The 22,374-nt window shown below is 49.8% G+C and carries 23 protein-coding genes and 1 pseudogene; 10 read left to right on the forward strand and 14 right to left on the reverse strand.

Going from position 1 to position 22,374, the window contains the following annotated elements; genetic code table 11:
• Positions 1–199: 199 nt before the first annotated feature.
• From IPL17_RS14885 to IPL17_RS14905, 5 genes are all read right to left on the reverse strand, one after another.
• Positions 200–391, reverse strand: a complete 192-nt coding sequence (locus IPL17_RS14885) for a hypothetical protein (RefSeq protein ID WP_345307868.1) — start codon at positions 389–391, stop codon at positions 200–202.
• 288 nt (positions 392–679) lie between these two features.
• Entirely contained in the window at positions 680–1,141 is a 462-nt protein-coding gene (locus IPL17_RS14890; RefSeq protein ID WP_345307869.1) for a DMT family transporter, read from the reverse strand.
• A 193-nt stretch (positions 1,142–1,334) separates the two neighbouring features.
• Positions 1,335–1,472, reverse strand: a complete 138-nt coding sequence (locus IPL17_RS14895) for a hypothetical protein (RefSeq protein ID WP_345307870.1) — start codon at positions 1,470–1,472, stop codon at positions 1,335–1,337.
• Positions 1,466–1,693 (reverse strand): hypothetical protein, encoded by a 228-nt coding sequence (locus IPL17_RS14900; protein WP_345307871.1) that lies wholly within the window; start codon positions 1,691–1,693, stop codon positions 1,466–1,468. Before IPL17_RS14900 ends, IPL17_RS14895 begins: the two co-directional genes overlap by 7 nt.
• Positions 1,694–1,774: 81 nt before the next feature.
• Positions 1,775–2,269, reverse strand: coding sequence for a sigma-70 family RNA polymerase sigma factor (locus IPL17_RS14905; RefSeq protein ID WP_345308001.1), 495 nt, complete (start codon positions 2,267–2,269; stop codon positions 1,775–1,777).
• Between the two features lie 316 nt (positions 2,270–2,585).
• Between IPL17_RS14905 and IPL17_RS14910 the strand changes: the two genes are divergently transcribed.
• The 8 genes from IPL17_RS14910 to IPL17_RS14945 all read left to right on the forward strand — a co-directional run bounded on the left by IPL17_RS14910 (position 2,586) and on the right by IPL17_RS14945 (position 11,124).
• Positions 2,586–2,720 (forward strand): hypothetical protein, encoded by a 135-nt coding sequence (locus IPL17_RS14910; RefSeq protein WP_345307872.1) that lies wholly within the window; start codon positions 2,586–2,588, stop codon positions 2,718–2,720.
• Between the two features lie 13 nt (positions 2,721–2,733).
• Complete coding sequence (locus IPL17_RS14915) at positions 2,734–3,639, forward strand: DUF4097 family beta strand repeat-containing protein (RefSeq protein ID WP_345307873.1); 906 nt, start codon at positions 2,734–2,736, stop codon at positions 3,637–3,639.
• Between the two features lie 54 nt (positions 3,640–3,693).
• Positions 3,694–4,032: a DUF6249 domain-containing protein gene (locus IPL17_RS14920; RefSeq protein ID WP_345307874.1), complete on the forward strand. Its 339-nt coding sequence runs from the start codon at positions 3,694–3,696 to the stop codon at positions 4,030–4,032.
• 2 nt (positions 4,033–4,034) lie between these two features.
• Positions 4,035–4,946: an ABC transporter ATP-binding protein gene (locus IPL17_RS14925; protein WP_345307875.1), complete on the forward strand. Its 912-nt coding sequence runs from the start codon at positions 4,035–4,037 to the stop codon at positions 4,944–4,946.
• Complete coding sequence (locus tag IPL17_RS14930; RefSeq protein ID WP_345307876.1) at positions 4,943–5,731, forward strand: ABC transporter permease; 789 nt, start codon at positions 4,943–4,945, stop codon at positions 5,729–5,731. Before IPL17_RS14925 ends, IPL17_RS14930 begins: the two co-directional genes overlap by 4 nt.
• 126 nt (positions 5,732–5,857) lie before the next feature.
• Entirely contained in the window at positions 5,858–6,817 is a 960-nt protein-coding gene (locus IPL17_RS14935; RefSeq protein WP_345308002.1) for a MoxR family ATPase, read from the forward strand.
• A 62-nt stretch (positions 6,818–6,879) separates the two neighbouring features.
• A complete protein-coding gene (locus IPL17_RS14940; protein ID WP_345307877.1) occupies positions 6,880–8,256 on the forward strand; it encodes a VWA domain-containing protein in 1,377 nt (458 codons plus the stop codon).
• 543 nt (positions 8,257–8,799) lie between these two features.
• Positions 8,800–11,124, forward strand: a complete 2,325-nt coding sequence (locus IPL17_RS14945) for a hypothetical protein (RefSeq protein ID WP_345307878.1) — start codon at positions 8,800–8,802, stop codon at positions 11,122–11,124.
• Positions 11,125–11,249: 125 nt separating this feature from the next.
• Here the strand turns inward: IPL17_RS14945 and IPL17_RS14950 are convergent, their stop codons facing one another.
• On the reverse strand, positions 11,250–11,762 hold the full coding sequence (locus tag IPL17_RS14950; RefSeq protein WP_345307879.1) for a hypothetical protein: 513 nt from the start codon (positions 11,760–11,762) through the stop codon (positions 11,250–11,252).
• A 214-nt stretch (positions 11,763–11,976) separates the two neighbouring features.
• Between IPL17_RS14950 and IPL17_RS14955 the strand changes: the two genes are divergently transcribed.
• Positions 11,977–12,348: a response regulator transcription factor gene (locus tag IPL17_RS14955; RefSeq protein ID WP_345307880.1), complete on the forward strand. Its 372-nt coding sequence runs from the start codon at positions 11,977–11,979 to the stop codon at positions 12,346–12,348.
• Between the two features lie 74 nt (positions 12,349–12,422).
• Here IPL17_RS14955 and mmuM read toward each other — a convergent pair whose 3' ends face one another.
• The 8 genes and pseudogenes from mmuM to IPL17_RS14995 form a co-directional block, all read right to left on the reverse strand.
• A complete protein-coding gene (gene mmuM / locus IPL17_RS14960; RefSeq protein WP_345307881.1) occupies positions 12,423–13,373 on the reverse strand; it encodes a homocysteine S-methyltransferase in 951 nt (316 codons plus the stop codon).
• 10 nt (positions 13,374–13,383) lie between these two features.
• Positions 13,384–14,328: a pyridoxal-phosphate dependent enzyme gene (locus IPL17_RS14965; RefSeq protein ID WP_345307882.1), complete on the reverse strand. Its 945-nt coding sequence runs from the start codon at positions 14,326–14,328 to the stop codon at positions 13,384–13,386.
• Positions 14,329–14,337: 9 nt separating this feature from the next.
• Positions 14,338–15,552 carry an MFS transporter gene (locus IPL17_RS14970; RefSeq protein ID WP_345307883.1) on the reverse strand — a complete coding sequence of 405 codons (1,215 nt, stop codon included), beginning with the start codon at positions 15,550–15,552 and terminating at the stop codon, positions 14,338–14,340.
• A gap of 25 nt (positions 15,553–15,577) precedes the next feature.
• Positions 15,578–16,495, reverse strand: coding sequence for a D-2-hydroxyacid dehydrogenase (locus IPL17_RS14975; protein ID WP_345307884.1), 918 nt, complete (start codon positions 16,493–16,495; stop codon positions 15,578–15,580).
• Positions 16,492–17,933, reverse strand: a pseudogene (locus IPL17_RS14980) (aminotransferase class III-fold pyridoxal phosphate-dependent enzyme). Before IPL17_RS14980 ends, IPL17_RS14975 begins: the two are co-directional and overlap by 4 nt.
• A 45-nt stretch (positions 17,934–17,978) precedes the next feature.
• The gene (locus IPL17_RS14985; protein WP_345307885.1) at positions 17,979–18,647 is read right to left on the reverse strand and encodes a class II aldolase/adducin family protein; all 669 of its coding nucleotides are present in this window, start codon (positions 18,645–18,647) and stop codon (positions 17,979–17,981) included.
• Between the two features lie 9 nt (positions 18,648–18,656).
• Positions 18,657–19,403 (reverse strand): histidine phosphatase family protein, encoded by a 747-nt coding sequence (locus IPL17_RS14990; RefSeq protein ID WP_345307886.1) that lies wholly within the window; start codon positions 19,401–19,403, stop codon positions 18,657–18,659.
• Between the two features lie 65 nt (positions 19,404–19,468).
• Positions 19,469–20,734 carry an adenylosuccinate synthase gene (locus IPL17_RS14995; protein ID WP_345307887.1) on the reverse strand — a complete coding sequence of 422 codons (1,266 nt, stop codon included), beginning with the start codon at positions 20,732–20,734 and terminating at the stop codon, positions 19,469–19,471.
• 190 nt (positions 20,735–20,924) lie between these two features.
• On the opposite strand from IPL17_RS14995, the gene guaB reads away from it, so the two are divergent.
• Positions 20,925–22,364: an IMP dehydrogenase gene (gene guaB, locus IPL17_RS15000; RefSeq protein ID WP_345307888.1), complete on the forward strand. Its 1,440-nt coding sequence runs from the start codon at positions 20,925–20,927 to the stop codon at positions 22,362–22,364.
• The last annotated feature ends 10 nt before the right edge of the window (positions 22,365–22,374 follow it).

Below are 22,374 nucleotides of genomic sequence, written 5' to 3' on the forward strand. Positions count from 1 at the left end.
GAAGCCGTGCCTGTAAAGACAAAAGGTGCAGGCTGAGCCGTTTTACATCAAACCGAGATATCCTTCCCGGACGATCTGTCCGCCATTCTTTTTACATGCTCGATCGCGGCTTTCAGCAATTCAACTGTGATATTTTTACGGCGGTGTTTTTCTCGACAAAAAACAGGTGATCGACCAGACTTCCTGATCATCAACAGGTTTAGCACGCGGGAATGTGCCAGCTTGGGATAATGACTGCGAGGCTCAACGGCAATCCAGCCAACAGGATAACCTTCGGAATACGCCAGAAGCGGGCCCACACAGTTTTCGAATCTACAATTGACTTTTGCATTTGCCGCGCAGAGTCGCCTGTGTTCTCAGCCGTAATCTTTCCGCGCAATTTCCAAAACATGCACCAGCATCCGCCACACGCGCCGTGTAAGCCAACAGCATTTCAAAATCACGCCACAACTTTTGCGTGAGCGGGTGAAACGACAACCAATTCTTCGATCAGGTTTCTTAAATCGCAAATATGAGCGGCCAATTGAAAGACATCATTGGTTCAGCAAAGATACCCACACCTAAGTTTAGGATCGCGCACACAAAAAGTTGACCGACGGAAAATGACATTGCTTCAAACTTAAATACGAATTTTCCAAGCACAATGACGTGAAATGTCCAGAATAATGCACCGAGCAGTTCAAGCGCATCGCCTGCCTTGACCTCGAACCTGCCGCCCGTTGACAGGAGAAACGCCCCTACCCCCGGCCAACCCCACCGCGGCAATGGACATCCAATGCGGTTTCTCGCCCCAAACAAAGAACAAGGCAATAGGAACCAGTACAACATATAAACTGGTAATGAAACCGGCATTCCCCGCGGTGGTATACACCATACCCGCCTGTTGAAACGCGCTTCCGAGAAAGAGTAAAAAACCTGCAACGATCATCCATTTGTATTGATCGCGAGACATTGTCCAGGAAGGCCTGTCCTTTCGCTTCCCCAGCAAGGCAAGCGGCAACACAACCAGCGCAGCCAGCAAATAACGTGCGCCATTGAACAGGTATACACTACCCATTTGGCCCGCGACTCGCTGCGCAACAAACGCCGAACCCCAAATAATGGAAACTACTAGAAGAGTTAGATCTGCTTTGAGGCGCATGAAAAATCCCGTTTATACCAAGATAAAAATGGACAATTGACAATTGCTAAATAAACCCATTTCGAAGCGCAATGATAGCACAGGATTTATTTGACAGCCTTGAGCAGCCTAAATGCGGAAAGCCCCATAAACTGCAATTTCCAAGCTGTGTGTTCTGGGGGAGCAGCGGAGACTTTTAAGTCTTCTTATTTTGTTAATTGCTTTTGAAAATAGGGATCGTCAATGCGGAGAAAATGCGGCGGCACCAAACAGCACAGGGAATAAGCCAGCGGGCATTGACCAGAATATCCTGATAGAAAAGAATTCCTTGAATGCGGATCTTCGTCAGCATGATCGGGGGAGATTTTGCACGGTAAATATTAGCGCGACTACGCAAAGAGTGATGGTGAGGGCAATGGCAAAATCATTCCATGTGACCTGGAATGGACGCGGCGTTGGCGTGGTTTGGATGCGCGCCATGACACTGGCGGTAATATCACGCGGCATGGGCGCGAGTGGATAATTTTGGAGAGCGTCTTCGATGAGGGAGTCTTGTTCTAGGCGGTTATCCATGATTCCTCCAGATGGGCAAGTGATTTGCGGAGCTGTTCCTTCGCGCGGAAAATGCCCGTTTTAACAGTACCAAGCGGCAGATTAAGAAGTCGAGGCGATCTCGTCGTAGGAGAGTTCGTTTTGATAGCGAAGGGTAATGAGTAATTGATAATTTGAGTCGAGTGAAGAAATCGCCTTTTGTAATTGTTGCTTCGTTTCATTTGATTCAAATTCGCGGGCGGGGTTATCGAAATTGGTTTCAGGAATGTCTTCCATCACATCGTCGCCAAGGTCGTTGAGCGAGCGGCGCAAGTTGGGCAGGCGGTTGTAACACAGGTTGGTGACAATTCTATATAGCCATGTGCGAAATTGGGATTGACCTTTGAAGTTGGGCAGCGCCGTCCATGCGCGTACAAAGGTCTCCTGCGCGAGGTCGAGCGCTTCGTTCTCATCCTTGACGACTCGCAAAGCAAGATTGAAAACGTAACGTTGATGTTCGGTGACCAGCGCCGCAAAGGCATCATGATCTCCCTTTTTGCGCGCGCTGGATGAGGGTGGTTTCAGTAGCTGACATGGAGTCTCTACAGGGTTAGACAGGGAGAAAGTGGGGGAAAAGTTTCAATGAAGAGCAAGGTTGAATGATGATAAAGGTTGGGCTTTCCTTCATGTACTTTGACATTCTGGTTTTGAAACTTTTTCGCGAATCGCCTGTCAAACGTAGTGAGAAACATGATACCGCTTTTTGCGGCACTTAGTAAACAAGGAGAACGAAAATGAAAAGACCAGTTGTAATCACCCTTTTAGTAGCAGCGTTGGCGTTGGTATGCCTGGGCATTGGCGCAGTGGCATTCTTCACCATCAATGGCGGCTTCCCGACCAATAGTCCTTTTGATCGAAATAACATTTCCTCACAGTGGAGGAAAGCAAGACCCTCAAAGTGGACGCAGAAAAGCCACTCACCCTGACAGTGGCTGATGAGGCAGGCGATGTCACTGTCACTGGCGCAGATGTGGACACAGTGCAAGTCAAAGTGGTCAAGACCGCTTAACGATATCAACACCGTGGACTTCATCGTCACCGTCCCAACTGAAACTATTGTGAGTGTCGATACCAAATTTGGTTCAGTCAATGTGCAGGATATTCAGGGCGCTGTGGATCTCTCCAATGATTTTGGCGATGTGACAGCAAAGAACATCGAAGGTGAGTTGGAGGTTCAAAGCAATGGCGGCAAGATCAACATCGAGGCAGTGGAAGCGGGCACTAAAGATGTGAAGATCAACTCTGACTTCGGAGAGATCACACTGGCCCAGGTCAAAGCCAGGGATGTCAGTGTCACATCGAACAGCGGCGCTGTGACATTTACCAACGTCCGCGCTTCAGGAGATGCCTTCATCAAATCGGATTTTGGGAATACCACCTACGAAAACGGTTCTGCAGCTTCGCTCACATTGGAAACCAGCAGCGGAAAGACCAGCATTACCAAGGTCAACATCACGAAGGAATTGAAAGTGGACAACGACTTTGGCGAGATCGAATTGAAGCAGGCCATGGCAGACTCATACGACCTGCACACCAACAGCGGCGCGATCACCGTCGACGGCGCGAAAGGCAAACTCAAGGCCTACACCGATTTTGGAAATATTGAAATTCTCAATGCGAAGTCCGTCACACTGGATGTCAAGACCAACAGCGGAACCATCGAGTTTAGCGGCTCACTCGGCACAGGACCTCACAACGTCAAATCAGATTTCGGCAATATCGAGCTTGCCCTGCCAACAGATACAAAACTCAATGTGGATCTCAAGACCGACTTTGGACAGATCAGCTCCGACCTTCCGATCACTGTCACATTGACCGAAAGCTCCAGTTCGGAAGAAGATCAAATTGTCGGTGCCATCAACAGTGGAGGTGAACAGCTCACCGTCAACACCAACAGCGGAGGTATCAACATCACCGCCATCAAGTAAAATAACAGGGACTGGAGAAATCTCCAGTCCCTGACTTTTTCTAAAGGACTTTTCATGAACGATCTCATTCCCTGCCTCGGTGTTGTCGGCGTCCTCGCCATTATCTTCGGTTTCCTCGCCTTCATGCGTTACATGAATTACAAGGAAACCATTGCTCTCGCCGAAAAGGGATTGACCCGACCTGAAAATAAATCTGGCAAAAAAGGATTGCTGCGCTGGGGGATTATCATCTCCGCACTCGGATTTGCTCTCTCGCTCGGACTCTATCCATTAGGCTTTGACTCTGGCAATAACTACCCGCTTCACCTCGGACCGTGGATGCTGGGCGGCTTCGTCCCGCTTTTTCTAGGCCTCGGCTTGATCCTGCTCCACTACCTGACAGAGAAGGATTAGCCGTGAACAACGCAATCGAAATACAAGGCCTGTCGAAAAATTTTGGCGCGGTAAAAGCCGTGGACAAGATCAACGTCACGGTGCGGCGCGGCGAGATCTATGCATTTCTCGGTCTCAACGGCGCGGGCAAGACCACGACCATCCGCGCGCTTTTGGGGATGATCCGCCCGAGCGAGGGAAAAGTCATTGTGCTGGATCAGGCTCTCGGTCGAGATGGAAGCGGGCCGTGGGCAAAGGTCGGTCATCTCGTGGAGAGTCCATCAGCGTATCCAGAATTAACAGTTCGGGAAAATCTGGAGATTGCGCGGCGACTGCATGGGATTCGGAATCCCAAAGTGGTGAACGAAATCATGGAACATCTTTCCATCGCTCTCTATGCGGACCGTAAAGCTGGTGCGCTTTCAACGGGCAATTTGCAGCGCCTTGGGTTGGCGCGCGCGTTATTACATGAGCCTGAACTGGTCATCCTCGACGAGCCTGCTAATGGGCTTGACCCCGCGGGTGTTGTGGAAATCCGAGAGATGTTAACTTCTCTGGCGCGTGAGCGCGGCATAACTGTTTTTATGTCAAGCCACATTTTGTCTGAAGTGGACTTGCTCGCAACGCGCATTGGGATCATTCACAAAGGAAAGATGATCGAAGAATTGGACGCGAACAAACTTGAGCAATTGCGTTCAAGTCGATTGGAAATAAAAACGCGTGACAACAAACTTGCAATTGAAGTGTTGACTCGTGCGGGATATTCAATAGCGATCGATGAAACGACATTGGTGATCCATGATCAGCGGGCATTGGAAGCGCCTGACAATATAGCCACACTACTTGTCAGCGCAGGTGTTGCACCAACTCGTCTGGTAGTGGAACAGGAAAATCTTGAGGATTATTTCCTACGCTTGATAGGAGAAAATCAATGAATAATTTTATTGCGGCGTTTTGGGCTGAGGTACTGAAAGCGCGCCGCTCGAAAGTTCCATTTTTCACCGCGCTGGGATTCTCCATTGTTCCGTTGGTCGGCGGATTATTCATGATCATCCTGAAAGATCCCGAAGCCGCAAAATCCATGGGACTGATCAACGCCAAGGCGCAGCTCACCGCGGGCACAGCGGAATGGTCAACGCTGTTCAATATGCTTTCCCAAGCCACGGCGGTTGGAGGTGCAATCATTTTTGCCATCGTCACCGCATGGGTCTTCGGACGGGAATTTTCAGACCGTACAGCCAAGGAATTCCTTGCGCTGCCAACTTCACGCGAGGCGATTGTCGCTGCAAAATTCGTCCTGATCGCCCTGTGGACTTTTGCCTTGACAGTGCTGATTCTCATCCTTGGGTTGATCGTTGGGAATAACGTTGATATCCCAGGCTGGTCCATGGGGCTTCTGCAATCTTCCATCGTGGACATTCTTGGCTCCGCTGTGCTGACAATTGCGTTATTACCTTTTGTCGCTTTGATCGCGAGTGCGGGACGTGGTTACATGTCTGCGTTTGGCTGGATGATCTTTACAGTGGCGCTCGCGCAAATCGCTGTAATCACAGGCTGGGGCGATTGGTTTCCGTGGTCAGTGCCCGCATTGTTCAGCGGCGCAGCAGGTCTACGCACAGAATTGCTTGGGACTCATAGCTATGTGATCGTTCTTCTCACAAGCTTGATCGGCCTTATCGCGACATTTCTCTGGTGGAGAAAAGCAGACCACACCAAATGATCATTCGTCAAATCTGTGAGCCTCGTGAAAAAACACACGAGGCTTTTTGTTTTCACGGTAAGTGAAACAAATCAAGAGTCATCAATAAGTGTATACTCGTTGACAAAAGGTGATTCCATGACAAACATGTTTAATTCCACTGATACCGTAAAAACATCCCTTGGTTCCCAAAAGTATATTGCCTCTGATGAAATCTCGACTATCGTGTACCTCTCGCAGAAGTTGGGCAAGCCGCTTCTAGCGGAAGGTCCTGCGGGCGTGGGAAAAACCGAATTGGCAAAAGCAATTGCCAGCGCGACAGGACGCGAGTTGATCCGCTTGCAATGTTATGAAGGACTTGATGAATCCAAAGCCTTGTATGAGTGGGAATATTCCAAGCAATTGCTGTACACGCAATTGCTGCGCGATAAGTTAAATGACACCCTCGGCAAAGCGGAATCATTGGCAGAGGCGGCGGACAAATTGGCGAAGGAAGAAGATGTCTTTTTCTCAAATCGCTTTTTGTTGCAGCGTCCACTGTTGAAAGCGATCCTCAGCGAAAAGCCAACCGTTTTACTGATCGATGAAATTGACCGCGCAGACGCAGAGTTTGAAGCCTTCCTGCTGGAAATCTTGAGCGACTTTCAAGTATCCGTGCCTGAGTTGGGAACGTTATCTGCGAAGCACAAACCATTCGTAGTACTAACCTCCAACAACACTCGTGAATTATCCGAAGCGTTGAAGCGGCGCTGTTTGTATCTTTTCATTGATTATCCAAACTTGCAGGAAGAACTCGCGGTGGTGAGATTGAAAGTCCCAGACCTGAATCCCAAACTGGCACAGCAAGCCGTGGAGTATGTCCAAAAACTCCGCAAAGCGGATATGCGCAAGTCACCGTCCATCAGCGAGACATTGGATTGGGCAAATGCGCTCGTGGCATTGAACGCCTCCAATTTGGATAAGGATGTGTTGGAAGATACACTTTCGGTATTATTGAAGCACGAAGCCGATCTGCAAAAGGCGAAGCGGCAGTTGATGGCTCCCCCGCCGCAACAGCAGAAGCCGAGAAACAATAATGAAGATTTTGGAAGGTTTTCTGGAAATTAAATATTGTTGGTAGGGGCGAGGTTGCCCGGATCGGGACCCCGCCCCTGCAGGATGAATAAATCATGGAATCCCGTATCCTACAGTTAATTGCAGCCTTGCGCGCGAGCGGGGTGCGCGTGTCACTCGCAGAATCTGCCGAGGCGTTTTCGGCGGTTGACTTAATGGGGATTCAAGACCGCGAACAATTCCGTTTATCTTTGCGCGCCACACTCATCAAGGATGTGAAAGACCTGCCCACCTTCGAGAAATTATTTCCGCTCTTCTTCGGGTCGGGACAGCCGCCAGAGATGGGCGGCAATCCGATGGATGATCTCTCGCCCGAAGAGATTCAGATGCTGGCTGAAGCGTTGAAGCAGTTCGCGGAGAATCTCCGTCAGCGCATGGAAAGGCTGATGAATGGCGAGCAACTATCCCGTGCGGAGCTTGAAGCGCTCGGTCAATTAGTCGGATTGAATCAGGCGGACAATCTCAATTATCAAAACTGGATGACCCAGCGCATGATGCGCGCGATGGCGTTCCCCGAAGTCCAAAAGGCGATGAAGGAATTGATGGAGCAGCTCGCGCAGATGGGCATGAACCGCGAACGCATCGAACAAATCCGAAACATGATCCAGCAAAATATGCAGGGGATTCAGAAACAGGTGGGGCTGTTCGCGGGCGAACGCATCGCCGAAAATTTAAGCGAGAAGCCGCGCGGAGAAAATATCGACAATCTGATGAACCGTCCATTCGAGGCGTTGTCTGATTCTGACAAACAACTTTTACAGCGTGAAGTGAAGAAGCTCGCCGCCGCGTTACGCACACGCATCGCACTGCGGCAGAAACGCGCCAAGAGCGGACAGATGGATGCGAAGGCGACCATCCGCGCGAGTTTGAAATTTAACGGCGTGCCGATGGAAATTAAATTTCGCAATCGTATCCACAAACCGAAGATCGTGGTCATCTGTGACGTGAGCACGTCCATGCGTTTTTGTTCCGAGTTGATGTTAAGTTTTCTATTCGCACTGCAAGGACAGGTTCGCAAGACGCACGCCTTCGCGTTCATCGATCATCTTGAATCCATCTCGGAAGATTTCAGCGGCACAAATGCAGACGAAGCGATCCAATCCGTTTTGTGGCGCATGCCCAGCGGACATTACAACACAGACCTCGGTTACGCCTTGAATAATTTCAACGATGAATATATGGATACGCTGAACAGCGGGACGACTCTCATCATCGTTGGGGATGGACGCAACAACTACAACGATCCGCGCCTCGACATTTTCTCACGCATGTCCCGCCGCTCCACGCGGACCATTTGGCTGAATCCTGAACCTCCAGTCATGTGGCACGGTGACAGCGACATGCACAAGTACGCGCCGCTTTGCAGTGACGTGTTGAAGGTCAGTAATTTGCGTGAGTTGGCTGACGCAGTGGATCAGCTTATGGCGGGGTAATTTTTGTAAATCACGATTGGCTCATCAGCCGGGTGCTGATGGATAAACAAGAAACGGGGGCGAGAATTTCACGAAATTAGCCTTTGCCTTTTCTGTTGGCATTTCGTAGTTCATTCAGCCACTCGACAGCAAGCTGCCGACTCCAGAGTAAAACAGCTGGGGATATTTTTGAAATTTTGTAATGACAATTTACCGAAAAAAGTTAATCTACATAATTATTTAAGTCACAGTCTTTCCCCTTGCCTGCCCAGAAAATAATTCCATCTAAGAAAAGATTGACCTTTGGGGATATTATGATAATATTGCCCGCATTACTTATAAATCAACCTCATATTCTAAAATAAATTTTTGTTCAACCAACAAAATCATCAATGCCAAATTCTAGCAGGATATTTCTGTGGCAAAACTCGCGGTTTCCCCATTGTCAAAAAATAATGGGGATTTTTGTATTCCCAAGTATTAACTTACATCTTTGTGTATAGAGTTGATGATCCACGGCCTGGAGATCAACTTAACTAAATCAATTCAAGTAGAGGAGAGATGATGAAACACATAAAGGGAATCGCAGCAATCATTAGTCTTGCAGCTGTAATCGCCGCAATCGCATTTGTCAGCAGGCCATCCGCGCCAACCCCCAGGTTCGCCCCGTTGGCACCAAACGGTGAAGGTGTGACCGTAGGCGGTTCAGATAAATCCTCCGGAAAAGGCAGTGACGATCAAGAGGAAGTAGTCACAGGGATCAAGAACGATGTTTCCGCGCCATTAAGCTCCATCATCCCGATCGAAGCAGAAAAGAATGCGCAAGACGCGGACATGAATAAAATCTTCACCCTGCCCGGCCGCGGAACCACCATGAACCTGAATGCCCCGGTTGAAATGGATGCCGCTGTGCAGGCTGCCCCTATCTCTCCGAATGCACCGGTCACCATCGCGAATTTTGATGGCGTTTCCAATATCAGCGGTGTTTTGCCGCCCGATACCAATGGTGACGTCGGCCCGAATCATTATATGCAGTGGGTCAACCTTAGCTTCGCCATCTACAGCAAGACCGGCGCGCTTCTCTATGGACCTGCGGCAGGCAACACATTATGGGCTGGATTCGGCGGCGTCTGTCAGACCACCAACAACGGCGACCCGATCGTACTTTACGATCAACTGGCCGACCGCTGGATGGTGAGCCAATTCGCTGTCCCCGGCGGCGCATCTGGATATCACCAATGCATCGCCGTTTCTCAAACCGGTGATCCAACCGGCGCATGGTATCGCTACGACTTCCTGTGGAGCAATACCAACATGAACGATTATCCCCACTTCGGGGTTTGGCCTGATGGCTACTACATGGCGGTGCATGAGTTCGCGAACGCCGCAACATGGGCTGGTCAAGGTGTAGCCGTATTCGAACGCGAAAAGATGCTCCAGGGTCTCCCCGCGCGCATGGTCAAGTTCAACCTGTACAGCACTGACCCGAACATGGGCGGTATGCTCCCGACCGATCTCGATGGTCCCGCGCCTGCCGCTGGAACCCCGAATTATTTTGTTGAGCCTGATGATAACGCCGGCGGCTTCCCGCAGGACCAGGTTCAAATTTGGGCTTTCCATGTTGACTGGGCCAATACAGCCAATTCAACATTCTCACGGGTAGCCGCACTCGCGACCGCCGCTTTTGACTCGAATATGTGCAACGGCGCGCGCACCTGTATCCCACAATCAGGCACAACTGCCAAATTGGATGCGATCGCTGACCGCGCCATGTACCGCGCTCAATACCGCAATTTTGGCGGTTACGAAACGATCATGCTGAACCACACTGTGGATGCAACCAGTACGGATCGAGCCGGGATCCGCTGGTATGAACTTCGCAACACAGGCGGTACAGGCTGGGGCATTAATCAACAGAGCACCTTCTCTCCCGATGCCACTCATCGTTGGATGGGCAGCGTCGCTATGAACAGCGCCGGCGACATCGGACTTGGCTACTCAGCCTCCAGTTCCACAATGTTCCCCGCACTGCGCTACACAGGACGCCTCGCCACTGATCCGCTCAACAGCATGACTCAGGGTGAAGGCACGCTGATCGCAGGTACTGGCGCGCAGACACACACAGCCGCACGCTGGGGCGATTACTCCATGCTCTCCGTTGACCCGGTCGATGACTGCACCTTCTGGTTTACCAGTGAGTATGTGCAGACGACTGGTTCGGCCTCATGGCGTACACGTATTGGTTCATTCAAGCTCGCCAACTGCGCAGCTCCCGGGCCCACACCTACTCCTGGGCCAACCAACACACCCTTACCTCCAACCAATACTCCGATTCCGCCCACACCGACCAATACACCGTTACCGGTAACCAACACTGGATTCATGGCTCCGAGCGCGAATGCAGCTGTGACCACCAGCGCTGGGGATAACAATGGCTATCAGACCACTCCAATCAATGCATACCTGGCTGACGGTTTGTTTGCAGTAGACACAAGCAGTGGAACAAACAACAATACCAACTGCACAAACAACGGTAAGGACAAACATCAATTCTATAACTATAATTTCAGCACGCCGGGCGCGACTGCCATTAATGGCATTGAAGTGAAACTTACTGGAAAGGTGAACAGCACCACCAGTTCGCCAAAATTCTGTGTGCAATTGTCATGGAACGGTGGAACAACCTGGACGACAGCCAAATCCACCACAACCCTGAGTACCACGAATTCCACATATACACTCGGTACCTCCGCTGACACTTGGGGCCATGTCTGGCTTCCAACCGAACTTTCCAACACGAACTTCCGTATTCGCATCATCGATGTCGCTGGTTCATCGGCGCGCACCTTCTCACTTGATGCAGTGTCGGTACAGGTGACCTATCATTAATCCAAAATAACTTCCATGAAAGAATAAAAGATGGATGCGCTCGAAAGGGCACATCCATCTTTTATTCTTATTTTCGAAAAACATAAAATATTTTGTCAACCTCGCCAACCCAAGGTCAGCATATATCACTCAACGATCAATATAATACTAAATAAGATGGACGGCATCTTGCATGGGGGGTTGGATTTTAAGCAAAGCGGATCTCCATTCGCATTCAGGATGGCGGTGCCGGGGGTCTGAGCTGTATAAATTCCCTGAGCACCCTGGATTACTGTCACTCCCTGCTCACGCTGAAGCACACCATCCCGATCAACCTCGACAGTCCACTCGTAAACATCAGATCCAAGATTAAGCAGGAAATTTTCGCCAGGACGCATTGTAAAAGTCTTGCCGTTCTCTGATAGAGAGACTCCGCTGGCAGAAAGGTTAGCGACTGATATTGGAGTTTCCCCACCATTAATTATCGTGGAAGGAGGTAAGCCAACCGCAGGACCACCTCCCTGTCCTGTTGTGACCACTGCTCCTGATTGAGTCATTGCCGCTGCCGGAATTGTTTCGGGCTGAGCAGATTGAAAGGGCACACAGGCAGTCATAAGCATGGTCAAGACAACAATAAAAGTGAAAAGTTCCGTATTCATTCGTTTTCTCCTTAAACTACTATTTGATAATGACGATATAAACAGAAAAAAGTTCCATCGCATGCCCCATTTTACACCAGGCGATTTACGAACAAAACGGGGATGTCAGGATTTATCTATAAGCAGTTGAACTTTTAAAGTCTCCCTTGTTATCCGCCATTTTTAATTGTATGATTACATCAATAAATATCCCAAATAGCATGGAAGCTAACAAATGGCGAAAATATTAATCGTAGATGATGATGTAAAGGTGACAACTTTATTGAAAAGATATCTTTCCTCTGCAGGGCATGAAGTCACGGCCATTAATGACAGCTCAAAGGCTATTCAGGCTGCAGACAAAGTTCGACCAAACCTCTTTATTTTTGACATGATGATGCCTCAACCCGATGGGTACAGGCTTTGCGGATTGATCCGCGCAAACCCAGATTATCAACACACGCCGATCCTGATCATCACTGCCTTGGATTACAGCAACAGCAAGGCGGCTTCCTTTGGCGCGGATGATTACCTCACAAAACCATTTGACCTCGATGAACTTGGGCCAAAAATTCAATTTCTATTAAATAAAACCAGGATTGTATAGATCTAATTGAAGAAAAAATCCCCGTGGCAAAGAGCCGCGGGGATTTTCATTGCAAAAAACAGATCGATTCACTGTTATATCAAGCCATGTTTCCTACGCGCCCAATTCCGTACTTCGCGGATATGATCCGGGGTTGTGCGGCAGCACCCCCCGATAATGACAGCTCCATTTTCAAACCACTCCTTTGATTGTTTTCCAAACGCATCACAAGAAGTTTCTCCATGCCAGGTATTGGAAATGGGGTCATATATTTCCCCAGAATTTGGATAAACGAGAACAGGCTTATCCGTATTTTTCTTAATTTCACGGATCAGTGAAGGGATATACAATGGGGATGTGCAATTGATCCCGATCGCCGCCGCCTGTGGAATTTGATTCAGCCACTTCGCACAGTCTGATATTTTTTCGCCATTGCTTATATGCTCATCATCTTTTGCACTGAAGCAAAACCACGCAAAAGTGTTTGGAAATTCGCTCAGCAATTTGACCAATGCCTGGGCTTCGATCAAACATGGGATGGTCTCACAAGCTAAAAGGTCCGCACCTGAAGCAATGAGCGCTTCGACGCGCGGACGGTGGAAGTCTATCAATTCCTGCTCGGTCAGTCCATAGTCGCCACGATATTCAGAGCCATCCGCGAGAAACGCGCCATATGGACCAACAGACCCTGCGATCAGCGGCCGCGCCCGATCAATGCGGTTATTTTCGTCAGACCAAAATTCATCCCGCGCGGTCTGTGCGATCTGCACAGATTTTTTCATCAAGTCAAGGGCATCATCTCTGTTAAGACCTCTGCGGGCGAACCCTTCAACGGTGGCTTGATAACTGGCAGTGATCGCAAAATCCGCGCCTGCGTAGAAATAATCCAAATGCACCTGATGGATCAGTTCTGGCTGTTCCATCAAAACTTTGGCAGACCAGAGCGCGTCGTTCAAGTCACAACCGCGCCGCTCCAATTCTGTGGCAAGCGCGCCATCCACAATTGCGACGGGATATTTTTCCAAAATAGTTTCAATCGGATTCATAAAGTTCCTTTTATTGCCAGGGTAATTTTTGCAAGTCCACATTGCCACCGCTGATGATCACACCAATCTTGAGTCCGCTCAGGTCAATTTTCTGTTCCCAAAGCACACCGACCGCCACAGCGGAAGATGGCTCGATGATGATCTTGGCACGCTCCCAAACATATTTCATGGAATCGATAATGCCAGCCTCGCTCACAGTTACGATCTGTTCCACGCGCTGCTGGATGATGGGAAAGGTCAAGGAACCTAGCGATGTGAGCAATCCATCAGCGATCGTTTTCGGATTCTCAGAAGGAATGATCGTGCCGGCAGTCATGGAACGAAAAGCGTCATCAGCCATTTCAGGTTCCCCAGCGATCACGCGGATTCCTTTTCTGGTTTCTGTAGCCACAATAGATGTACCGCTTAATAAACCGCCGCCGCCTACTGGTGCAATGATCACATCCAGATCAGGGACATCCTGCAGTAGCTCCAACGCTGCCGTCCCCTGACCTGCGATCACACGTTCATCATTATAAGGATGGACAACGGTCGCACCCGTATCATGCCTGATCTGTTCCAATGTGCTTTCTCTGGCTTGAAGTGTCGGCTCACAAAACGTGATCAAGCCGCCGTAGCCAGCCACTGCATTTTTCTTCACTGAAGGAGCATTGTTCGGCATCACAATATAAGCAGGGATCCCGCGCATACGCGCCGCAAGCGCCAACGCCGCCGCGTGATTGCCCGATGAATGCGTACAGACTCCGTGCGCAGCTTCCTCATCACTTAAGGAATAGACCGCATTACACGCGCCACGGAATTTGAATGCGCCTACTTTCTGCAGATTTTCACACTTGAGGAATACCTGCGCATCCACTTGTTGATTTAAACTTGAATTTGTAATTACAGGAGTACGATGCGCATGGGGCCGAATCCGTTCTGCGGCTTTGAGGATGTCATTTAGTGTAGTTGCCATAGACTCTCCTTATGTATTCTGGATAAGTTCCAACGGGTCTTTCATCTTTGAAATAAATACCAGGCTAATCACCAGAAACCCAACTGCAACAAGCAATGCAGGCGTAAACGAGCCGTCGGAATACTTCAATGCCTCCATAAAGAAAACAAAAACCACTGAAGCCTGCCCAAAGAGTTGAATGAGTCCATTCGATGTACCTTCAGGAGTTGGATGTGTCACCTCGGCAGTATATTGCATAATGACCGGCATGGCGCTCGTCAGGAAAAATCCCAGCACAAAAGCGGAAGAAAATAACAGCGCGGAGGTGGTCGCAAATGTTAATCCGATCAACCCAGGAATCGCGCCAATGAACGCGATATAAAGATATAACTGACGCTTGCGCTGCTTGTCAGACAGAGCAGGGATCACAACCGCTCCGATCACGCCGCCAACGATCATCAATGCTCCAAGCGTACCTGCGTCTGTAGGACTGAAGCCGCGCGGACGGATGATATTCTCAACCCAGGTGGTCACCCCATTGAAGATACCCAACCCCACAAACGTGATTGCCAGTCCGTACCAAAATACTTTTACAGTGAGCGCATGCTTCAAACCGTCCAGCATCAACGCGCGGACTTCCTGTCCGGGCGGGCAAGGCGGCGTTGGCGGAGTCTCGCGCGAGAAAATAATAAATAAGACTGCCGAAACAGCGGCGATACTGCCATAAGAAACTTGTATCGTGGAAATAGACAGGCTTTCCATGAGAATCGGTGTCAGCGCCATGCCCAGTGCAGTGCCGACCAAACTTGCCAGTGTTACCAACCCAACCGCAGTGGCGCGTTCTTCGAGGGCAAACCAATTCGCCGGGACTTTTGTCCACGTGTTGAGCAGGAATGGCTGAGCGGCGGCAATGCCAAAGGTACTCCACAAAACCAGCGCGTAATTTGTTCCAGCCGCGCCGCGCAGGATGCCAAAGATGCCCATCATGACCGCGCCAATACTGACCGCCAGCCGAAATCCATAAGTATCAATGACCCATGAAACAGGGATGGATAGCGGAATGAATGCGATCATAAATGACATGGAAAACAAGCCGACCTGCAAATCGTTCACGCCATAAAAAGCAGCAGCTGGGCCTGTGATCGGCGCGTAGGAAATCCACAGGATCTGGATGGTAATGTTCACGAGCATGAAAACCGCCAACACCACCCAGCGATAGGGATAGATCTTATATTGTGTCGTCATGATTGATCCTTTGATGCTCAGGGAACTAATATCCTTTTTGAAAATCAACTCGATACTTAAGCGGCTTGCCTTCCAGGAGCAATTTGTAATTTTCAATGAATATATTCGTGATGTCTTCCGCCAGGCTTGGCGCAGCAGTGTGAAAGGTCATAAGTAATTTAGGCGTCGTCCAAAATGGGTGACCCTTTGGAAGCGGTTCCTGTTCAAAGACATCTAACACCGCACCCGCAATTTTGTTCTGATTTAGCGCGTCGAGCAACGCAGATTCATCCAGTGCGGGACCACGGCCGACATTGATCACAAGTGCATGTACAGGCAGGACATGTAGCAAATCCCCGTTGATGATCTTTCGTGTGTCGTTGGTGTTCGGCAGGATGTTGACGAGATAATCGAGTCCGCTTGCAAACTTTAGCAGGTCATCTCCGTGAAAATAAGAATCGACATGAGCGCTTGTTTCGCTGTCGCGTGTATAACCGCGGACGTTCATACCAAAGAATTTTGCTGTGAGTGCAACTTCAGTGCCGATCGAACCGACGCCCAACAAGCCGATGGTCTTTCCACGCAGGGTTCCTGTATCCGACTCTTCCCATTGTTTGTTCATTTGAGCATCGTGTCTTTGAAATATTTTTCGTTCATGAGCGAGAAGATAACCAATGACATATTCAGACATCAGTTCGCCAAAGACACCGCGCGCATTGGTTAGGATGTAATCACGGCGCGAAGCGGGACCGACCAAAGGCTCGATCCCTGCCCAAATGGACTGTGCCCAGGTCAAGCCGGGGAGAGAGGCGAGCGCAACTTTGATCAGGCTGGGTTCTCCCAGAATGATATCCACATCATGGGATGGCTGATCAACAATTTCCAGTCCATCAAACTGCGCCTCTTCGATCAAAGCATGATATTTCTTTTTATCCTGCGCAAGAATTAATAGTTTATGACTCATTGACATTCCTTCAAAACAGTTTCAAAGCGATCCAACGCATCATCGATCACATCCTCGGTATCAGCCATCGAAGTATACATACGCGAGCCTGCGAGTGTTACCAATCCATTTGCCATGTAAGCCGCGCCCATCTCTTCCATCATGTGCTTGCGCGGTTTGAGTTCCTTCATAAGGCGCAAGGGATGCTTGAAATCGAGCAGCATGGTGCCAGCCGTCTCAAGATGCCGATCGAGCCTTGATTGTATGCGACAAAGGGCAGTGAATATTTTTCAATAATGGCTTGCAAACCTTTCGTGAGTCTGTCGCCGGCTTTGCCCGCGATGACCGCCGCGTTTGTCTTTTCCATTTCGAGAAGGGCGTAATAACCCGCCACGCATGAGAGCGGATTTGCCGAGAGCGTCCCGCCAATATACGCGCGTTCGCCCACGCCGCCAATGCCCGCCGCGAAAGTCGCGATCACATCACGCCGCCCGCCGACACCTCCCGCCATGGGATATCCACCGGAAATACATTTTCCGAATACGGTCAAATCAGGTTTCACATTGTAATAGCCCTGCGCGCCGCCCAGCCCCAAACGAAACCCCGTGACGACTTCGTCAAAGATCAAAAGGGCTCCGAACTGATCGCAAAGCTCGCGGACTTTTTGATTGAAATCTTTTGGAACAGGACGCGTTCCACTTTCAGGGCCGACGGGCTCAACAATGACCGCTGCTGTACCGCCCCGAAACCTGTTCAAAAAAAGCTGACGCTTCAACGCCCCGAGAGCATTCGGGTAGAACTCGCGGGTTGACGCGCTAGTTCCGCGCGGAATCCCTTTTGCCTCCAATCGCCCCGTGCCCGGGATGTGTAACCCGTACACCATCGAGTCACTCCATCCATGATAGGATCCGCCGACTTTTATGACATATCTCTTCTTCGTAAATGTCCTTGCCGCACGGACTGCCGCCATGACAGCTTCTGTTCCCGAACCAAGCATGCGGAACATTTCGATCGAGGGCATGAAGCGCTGAATAAGCTGTGCAAGTTTTAATTCATATTCATGGAATAACCCTGTGACAGGTCCGCAGGTTTGCAACATCTCTATCACTTTTTCACGCACAGGCGCGTAATTACTGCCTAAGATGGTCGGTCCGCCTGCCTGAAGAAAGTCTATATATTTGTTGCCATCGGCATCCCAAAGATAAGCGCCATCCGCTTTTTCAACAGCAATCGGGAAAGGGTAATTAAAAGCAAGATTATGCTGTACGCCGCCGGGAATGATCTGTTTGGCTTCGTCGATCAACTGTTTGGAACGCACACACTGGGTGTCAAAATAATTAAGATACTCTGCCATCTTCTCGCGCCGCACAGGGCGGATCGGCTGGCTGATCAGGTTCTCTAGTTTGACATAGACTTCGTCCACGTCGGGGTATTCGGAGATGGCGTATTGTTGGGTCATTTTGTTCCATGTTGTAGGGGTGGAGCAACGGTCCACCCCTACATGTTAATTTAATTCTGCAAATTTCTTTTCGTCGGCGCGCAGTTTGGCAAACGCAATTTCGCGAATTGGCAAGGGTATCTTTGAAATTTTCTTCTCGGTCATGAGCGCGAGTAAATATGTCAAGGCGCATTTTTCTAGCAAGGCCATGTTATGAATGGCCTGCTCCATTGTCCCACCGAAGACCAGGACACCATGGTTTTGAAGAATAAAAGCATTGTTCTTATTCTTCACCTTAGCCTTGACTGCGTTTTTTAGGAATCCAGTGCCTGATGGCGCATAAGAAATGATATCCACACTGCGGCCTAAATAGCGGACCTGTTCATCGAACAAGGCGGGAATTGGCATATTGATCAAAGCCAGCGCGCTTGCGTAGGGCTGGTGTGTATGGATGATACAGTGCACATCCGCGCGAGTCTGATAGACAGCCGCGTGCATCCCGCTTTCAATGGATGGTTTCATTTCTCCTTCGATTTGATACATGTCAAAATCGAGAATGCAAATATCATCCACTTGCATTTTGGCGTAGTCATAATTGGAGGGCGTTACGGCAAAGGAATTTTGTCCGTTGACACGAGCAGAGACATTCCCTTCAGTGGCTTTGAGATAGCCGCGTTCGAGCAAGGTATGGCAGATGCTCACAATTTCCTGTTTATGGATCTGATAAGTAGACATGACTCCCTCTCAACCGCTGACCAAATGTGCGGGCAAATGCTCAGTTCTGTTTAGATAAGCGACCAGGATCTCATCCTTACGAATGTCAAAGCGGCTGATCGAACAATTGTTAAGCAAAAACCACGATTTCTTATCATGCGCTCCCTGACGCCAGGGAAGTTTAAGCATGGCGGAAATCAGCCGTACAAAAAAGCCGCCGTGACTAACAAATGCGATCCGTTGCTCGGGCTGTCCATCCCTGTCGCCATGACGGGCGATGAGCTCGGCAAGCACCCTATCTGCGCGGAGTTGGCGTTCCTCCTCCGCTTCAAAGGGACGATTCCACCACCCTGATTCATCATAACCATCGGGCAGGTTCAATTCGGAGAAACTTTTCTCAAAGAATGAACGAGGTTTTCCCGACAGGCCTGTAAAATTATCTGTCTCTTCGCGGGCGTACATGCCGCCTTCTTCATGGATATCGACCCAGGCAGTGAATGGAACGGTTCCCAATGCACGGACCGTCGGCGCGGCAGTTGCAACAGCGCGTTCCATCAGGCTGGTGTAGATGTGCGTGAATCCAAATCCATACTGGTTTTGGATATTCCAAACCTTGTCATTGGTGATATGCTGTTTTGCCTTGAGATATTTTGCGAGATGTTCAGCCTGAGCAATTCCAATCTCTGTAAGATATGGGTCTGGATGCTCTTTGTATTCCGGGTCACTCCAACCTGCGTTGTTGACAGATTGTCCATGACGGATAAAGTAAAGTTCCATATTTTGTTCGACCGCCTTATATGTTGATTACACAGAACTCCGAGAAAAACCCGGAGTTCTGGCATTTATCTTCTGATCGTCGCGTCCCGCTCAGGACCAACGCCGATCCATTTGACCGGCGCGCCTGCATACTCTTCTATCATTGAGACGTAATCTTTTGCTTCCTGAGGCAATTCATCAAAAGACCTTGCCTTGGAGATATCTTGCTGCCAGCCTTTGAATTTTTTATAAACCAACGCTACCGTGTCAAGTCCATAAGCATCCACATCTGCGTAGCGGATATCTTTGCCGTTCAATTGATATCCGACGCAAACTTGAATTTCATCCAAACCGCTGAGCACATCCAGCTTGGTCAGGCACAACTCGGTCACGCCGCTTAGATCCACTGCAGTGCGGACAATTTCCAGATCCAGCCAGCCAACTCTGCGAATACGCCCTGTGGTGGCGGCAACTTCGCCAAATTTTTTATACACTTCGCTTTCAACATCATGGATTTCGGTCGGCAGCGGACCACCACCGACTCGTGTTGTGTACGCCTTAGTTACCCCGATAACATTTGTGATGTGCTTCGGCGGGATCCCAAGCCCGGCAGAGGCGGCGGCCGGAATGGTTGTTGAAGCAGTTACGAAAGGATAAGTTCCCCAATCTGTATCCAAAAAAGTGCCCATGGCTTGTTCAAGCAGGAAGTTCTTTTCTGTCTTCAATCCATCCTGAACCAATGAAAATAATTCACGAATATAAGGCTTTAGTTTCAAATAATATCCACGATAGGTATCACGAACATCTTCAAACTTCAAGGCTTCTCCGCCCAAGGCAACGATGATCTTATTCTTCAAGGTTAATTGCACCTGCAATCTCTGCTCGAACATATCGCTTGTAAAATCCGTCCAGCGGATTCCGTTATAGCTGACCTTGTCCGCAAAGACAGGCCCAATGCCGCGGCGGGTTGTTCCCGTGGCGCCCGCGCCTTTGGCTTCTTCGTACAGCCCGTCCAAAATCTTATGATACGGCATGATCAAGTGCGAACGCGGGGAAACCCACAACCTGCCATCTACCGCCACGCCAGCCTTGTTGAGCATCTCGATCTCATCGATCAGTACCTGCGGGTCAATGACCACACCGCCGCCGATCAAGCCAGTTGTATTTTGCGCAAAGATCCCCGAAGGCACCAAATGAATTTTGAACGTTCCAAAATCATTGATGACGGTATGCCCGGCGTTATTCCCGCCATTGAAACGCGCCACATAATCCATGCGCTCCGCAAGAAAATCCACAGCCTTACCCTTGCCCTCGTCGCCCCATTGTGAACCGATCACTGCCGTAACTGTCATGATATCTCCTTGTTTGAATTCCAACTCTCTAGCATTTTTCCGCTCGAAGTCAGCGGACCGATCCTCAGCGGGAGTTGATCCTGTTACCTTTGGGTTGACCAGCCGCCAGTTAAGGATGATCCGCTCTCATATCCAATGGAATCAATATCAAGCATTATAATTCGGGCGGTTCAATTTCAGAGGAGTGATTATGAAAATATTACCTGATACCGCTTTGACTTATGATGACGTTTTACTTGTACCGCAATATTCCATTGTAGACTCGCGCCGCATGCTTTCCACTCAAACAAAATTGACAAAGAAGATCTCTTTGCAAATCCCGATCGTCTCCGCGAACATGGATGTGGTCACTGAAAGCGAAATGGCGATCGCGATGGCCCGCGAAGGCGGAATCGGGATCATCCACCGTTTTCTTTCCATTGATGAACAAGCCAGGCAAATCCACCGCGTCAAAAAAGCGGAGTCTTTTATTGTTGAAAGCCCGATCAAGATGACCACGGCCCATACAGTCGGCGACATCAAAAAACTTGTGGACGAAACTGGCTCGGGCGGAATTTTGATCGTGGACGCGGACGGGAAACTGGTGGGGATCGTGACCACCCGCGATCTATTATTTGAGAACGACGAAAACAAACCCGTCAGCGAATTGATGCAGAAAAATGTGATCACAGGTTCTCCGGAAATATCCCTGAAGGATGCCGAGAAATTATTGCACGACCACCGCATCGAAAAACTTCCTCTTGTAGATAAAGACGGCCGTGTGACCGGATTGGTTACCCTGAAGGATATTATGAAGATCACGCAATATCCGAAAGCTACAAAAGATTCACGCGGACGATTGATCGTCGGCGCGGCAGTAGGCGTCCGCGACAAAGAGATGCGCCGCGTGGAGGCTGCGCTAGCCGCAGGCGCAGACTGCATCGTAGTGGATATCGCCCACGGCGATTCAAATCTTGAAATCGATATGATCAGAAATATTAGAAAGCACTTTCCCGATGCTCAGATCATTGGCGGGAATGTGGCAACAGCTGACGGCACAAAAAGCCTGATCGACGCAGGGGCGGATTGTGTAAAAGTCGGTGTCGGTCCTGGCTCGATCTGCATCACCCGTGTGGTGGCAGGCTCGGGAGTTCCACAGCTTACCGCTGTGATCGAGTGCGCCAAGGCCGCAGAATCCGCTGGAATTCCGATCATCGCAGATGGCGGCATTCGCCAGCCCGGAGACGTTGCAAAGGCGATCGCTGCAGGCGCACAGTCGGTAATGATCGGCTCCATGCTGGCCGGGACAGATGAGAGTCCGGGCATGATCATGACCCGCCGCGGTCATCGCTACAAGGCTTCGCGCGGTATGGCATCCCGTGAAGCGACCATTGATCGAAACCGCAAAGAAGGTAATGACCTGACGCAAGAAGAGATCGAAGAGTATGTTGCCGAAGGTGTTGAAGCTGCCGTTCCGTATCGCGGAAAAGTGCGCGAAGTGCTGACCCAATTGATCGGGGGCCTGCAATCTGGCATGAGCTATAGCGGCGCACACAACCTGGAAGAGTTCACCCAAAAAGCGATTTTTGTACGGATGACTGGTGCTGGGTTAAGGGAGTCAGGTCCGCATGATGTGGAAGTATTGGGATAAGAAAAACTCT

The organism is Candidatus Villigracilis saccharophilus, assembly GCF_016711665.1.

Bases quoted from the DNA above. Each gene is read 5' to 3' on its own strand.
- IPL17_RS14945 (WP_345307878.1), top strand. From the start codon at position 8,800: ATGAAACACATAAAGGGAATCGCAGCAATCATTAGTCTTGCAGCTGTA.
- IPL17_RS14930 (WP_345307876.1), top strand. From the start codon at position 4,943: ATGAATAATTTTATTGCGGCGTTTTGGGCTGAGGTACTGAAAGCGCGC.
- IPL17_RS14990 (WP_345307886.1), bottom strand. From the start codon at position 19,403: ATGGAACTTTACTTTATCCGTCATGGACAATCTGTCAACAACGCAGGT.
- IPL17_RS14890 (WP_345307869.1), bottom strand. From the start codon at position 1,141: ATGCGCCTCAAAGCAGATCTAACTCTTCTAGTAGTTTCCATTATTTGG.
- IPL17_RS14975 (WP_345307884.1), bottom strand. From the start codon at position 16,495: ATGAGTCATAAACTATTAATTCTTGCGCAGGATAAAAAGAAATATCAT.
- IPL17_RS14965 (WP_345307882.1), bottom strand. From the start codon at position 14,328: ATGGCAACTACACTAAATGACATCCTCAAAGCCGCAGAACGGATTCGG.
- IPL17_RS14935 (WP_345308002.1), top strand. From the start codon at position 5,858: ATGTTTAATTCCACTGATACCGTAAAAACATCCCTTGGTTCCCAAAAG.
- IPL17_RS14955 (WP_345307880.1), top strand. From the start codon at position 11,977: ATGGCGAAAATATTAATCGTAGATGATGATGTAAAGGTGACAACTTTA.
- guaB (WP_345307888.1), top strand. From the start codon at position 20,925: ATGAAAATATTACCTGATACCGCTTTGACTTATGATGACGTTTTACTT.
- mmuM (WP_345307881.1), bottom strand. From the start codon at position 13,373: ATGAATCCGATTGAAACTATTTTGGAAAAATATCCCGTCGCAATTGTG.
- IPL17_RS14920 (WP_345307874.1), top strand. From the start codon at position 3,694: ATGAACGATCTCATTCCCTGCCTCGGTGTTGTCGGCGTCCTCGCCATT.
- IPL17_RS14985 (WP_345307885.1), bottom strand. From the start codon at position 18,647: ATGTCTACTTATCAGATCCATAAACAGGAAATTGTGAGCATCTGCCAT.
- IPL17_RS14970 (WP_345307883.1), bottom strand. From the start codon at position 15,552: ATGACGACACAATATAAGATCTATCCCTATCGCTGGGTGGTGTTGGCG.
- IPL17_RS14950 (WP_345307879.1), bottom strand. From the start codon at position 11,762: ATGAATACGGAACTTTTCACTTTTATTGTTGTCTTGACCATGCTTATG.
- IPL17_RS14940 (WP_345307877.1), top strand. From the start codon at position 6,880: ATGGAATCCCGTATCCTACAGTTAATTGCAGCCTTGCGCGCGAGCGGG.
- IPL17_RS14900 (WP_345307871.1), bottom strand. From the start codon at position 1,693: ATGGATAACCGCCTAGAACAAGACTCCCTCATCGAAGACGCTCTCCAA.
- IPL17_RS14895 (WP_345307870.1), bottom strand. From the start codon at position 1,472: ATGCTGACGAAGATCCGCATTCAAGGAATTCTTTTCTATCAGGATATT.
- IPL17_RS14885 (WP_345307868.1), bottom strand. From the start codon at position 391: ATGTTTTGGAAATTGCGCGGAAAGATTACGGCTGAGAACACAGGCGAC.
- IPL17_RS14995 (WP_345307887.1), bottom strand. From the start codon at position 20,734: ATGACAGTTACGGCAGTGATCGGTTCACAATGGGGCGACGAGGGCAAG.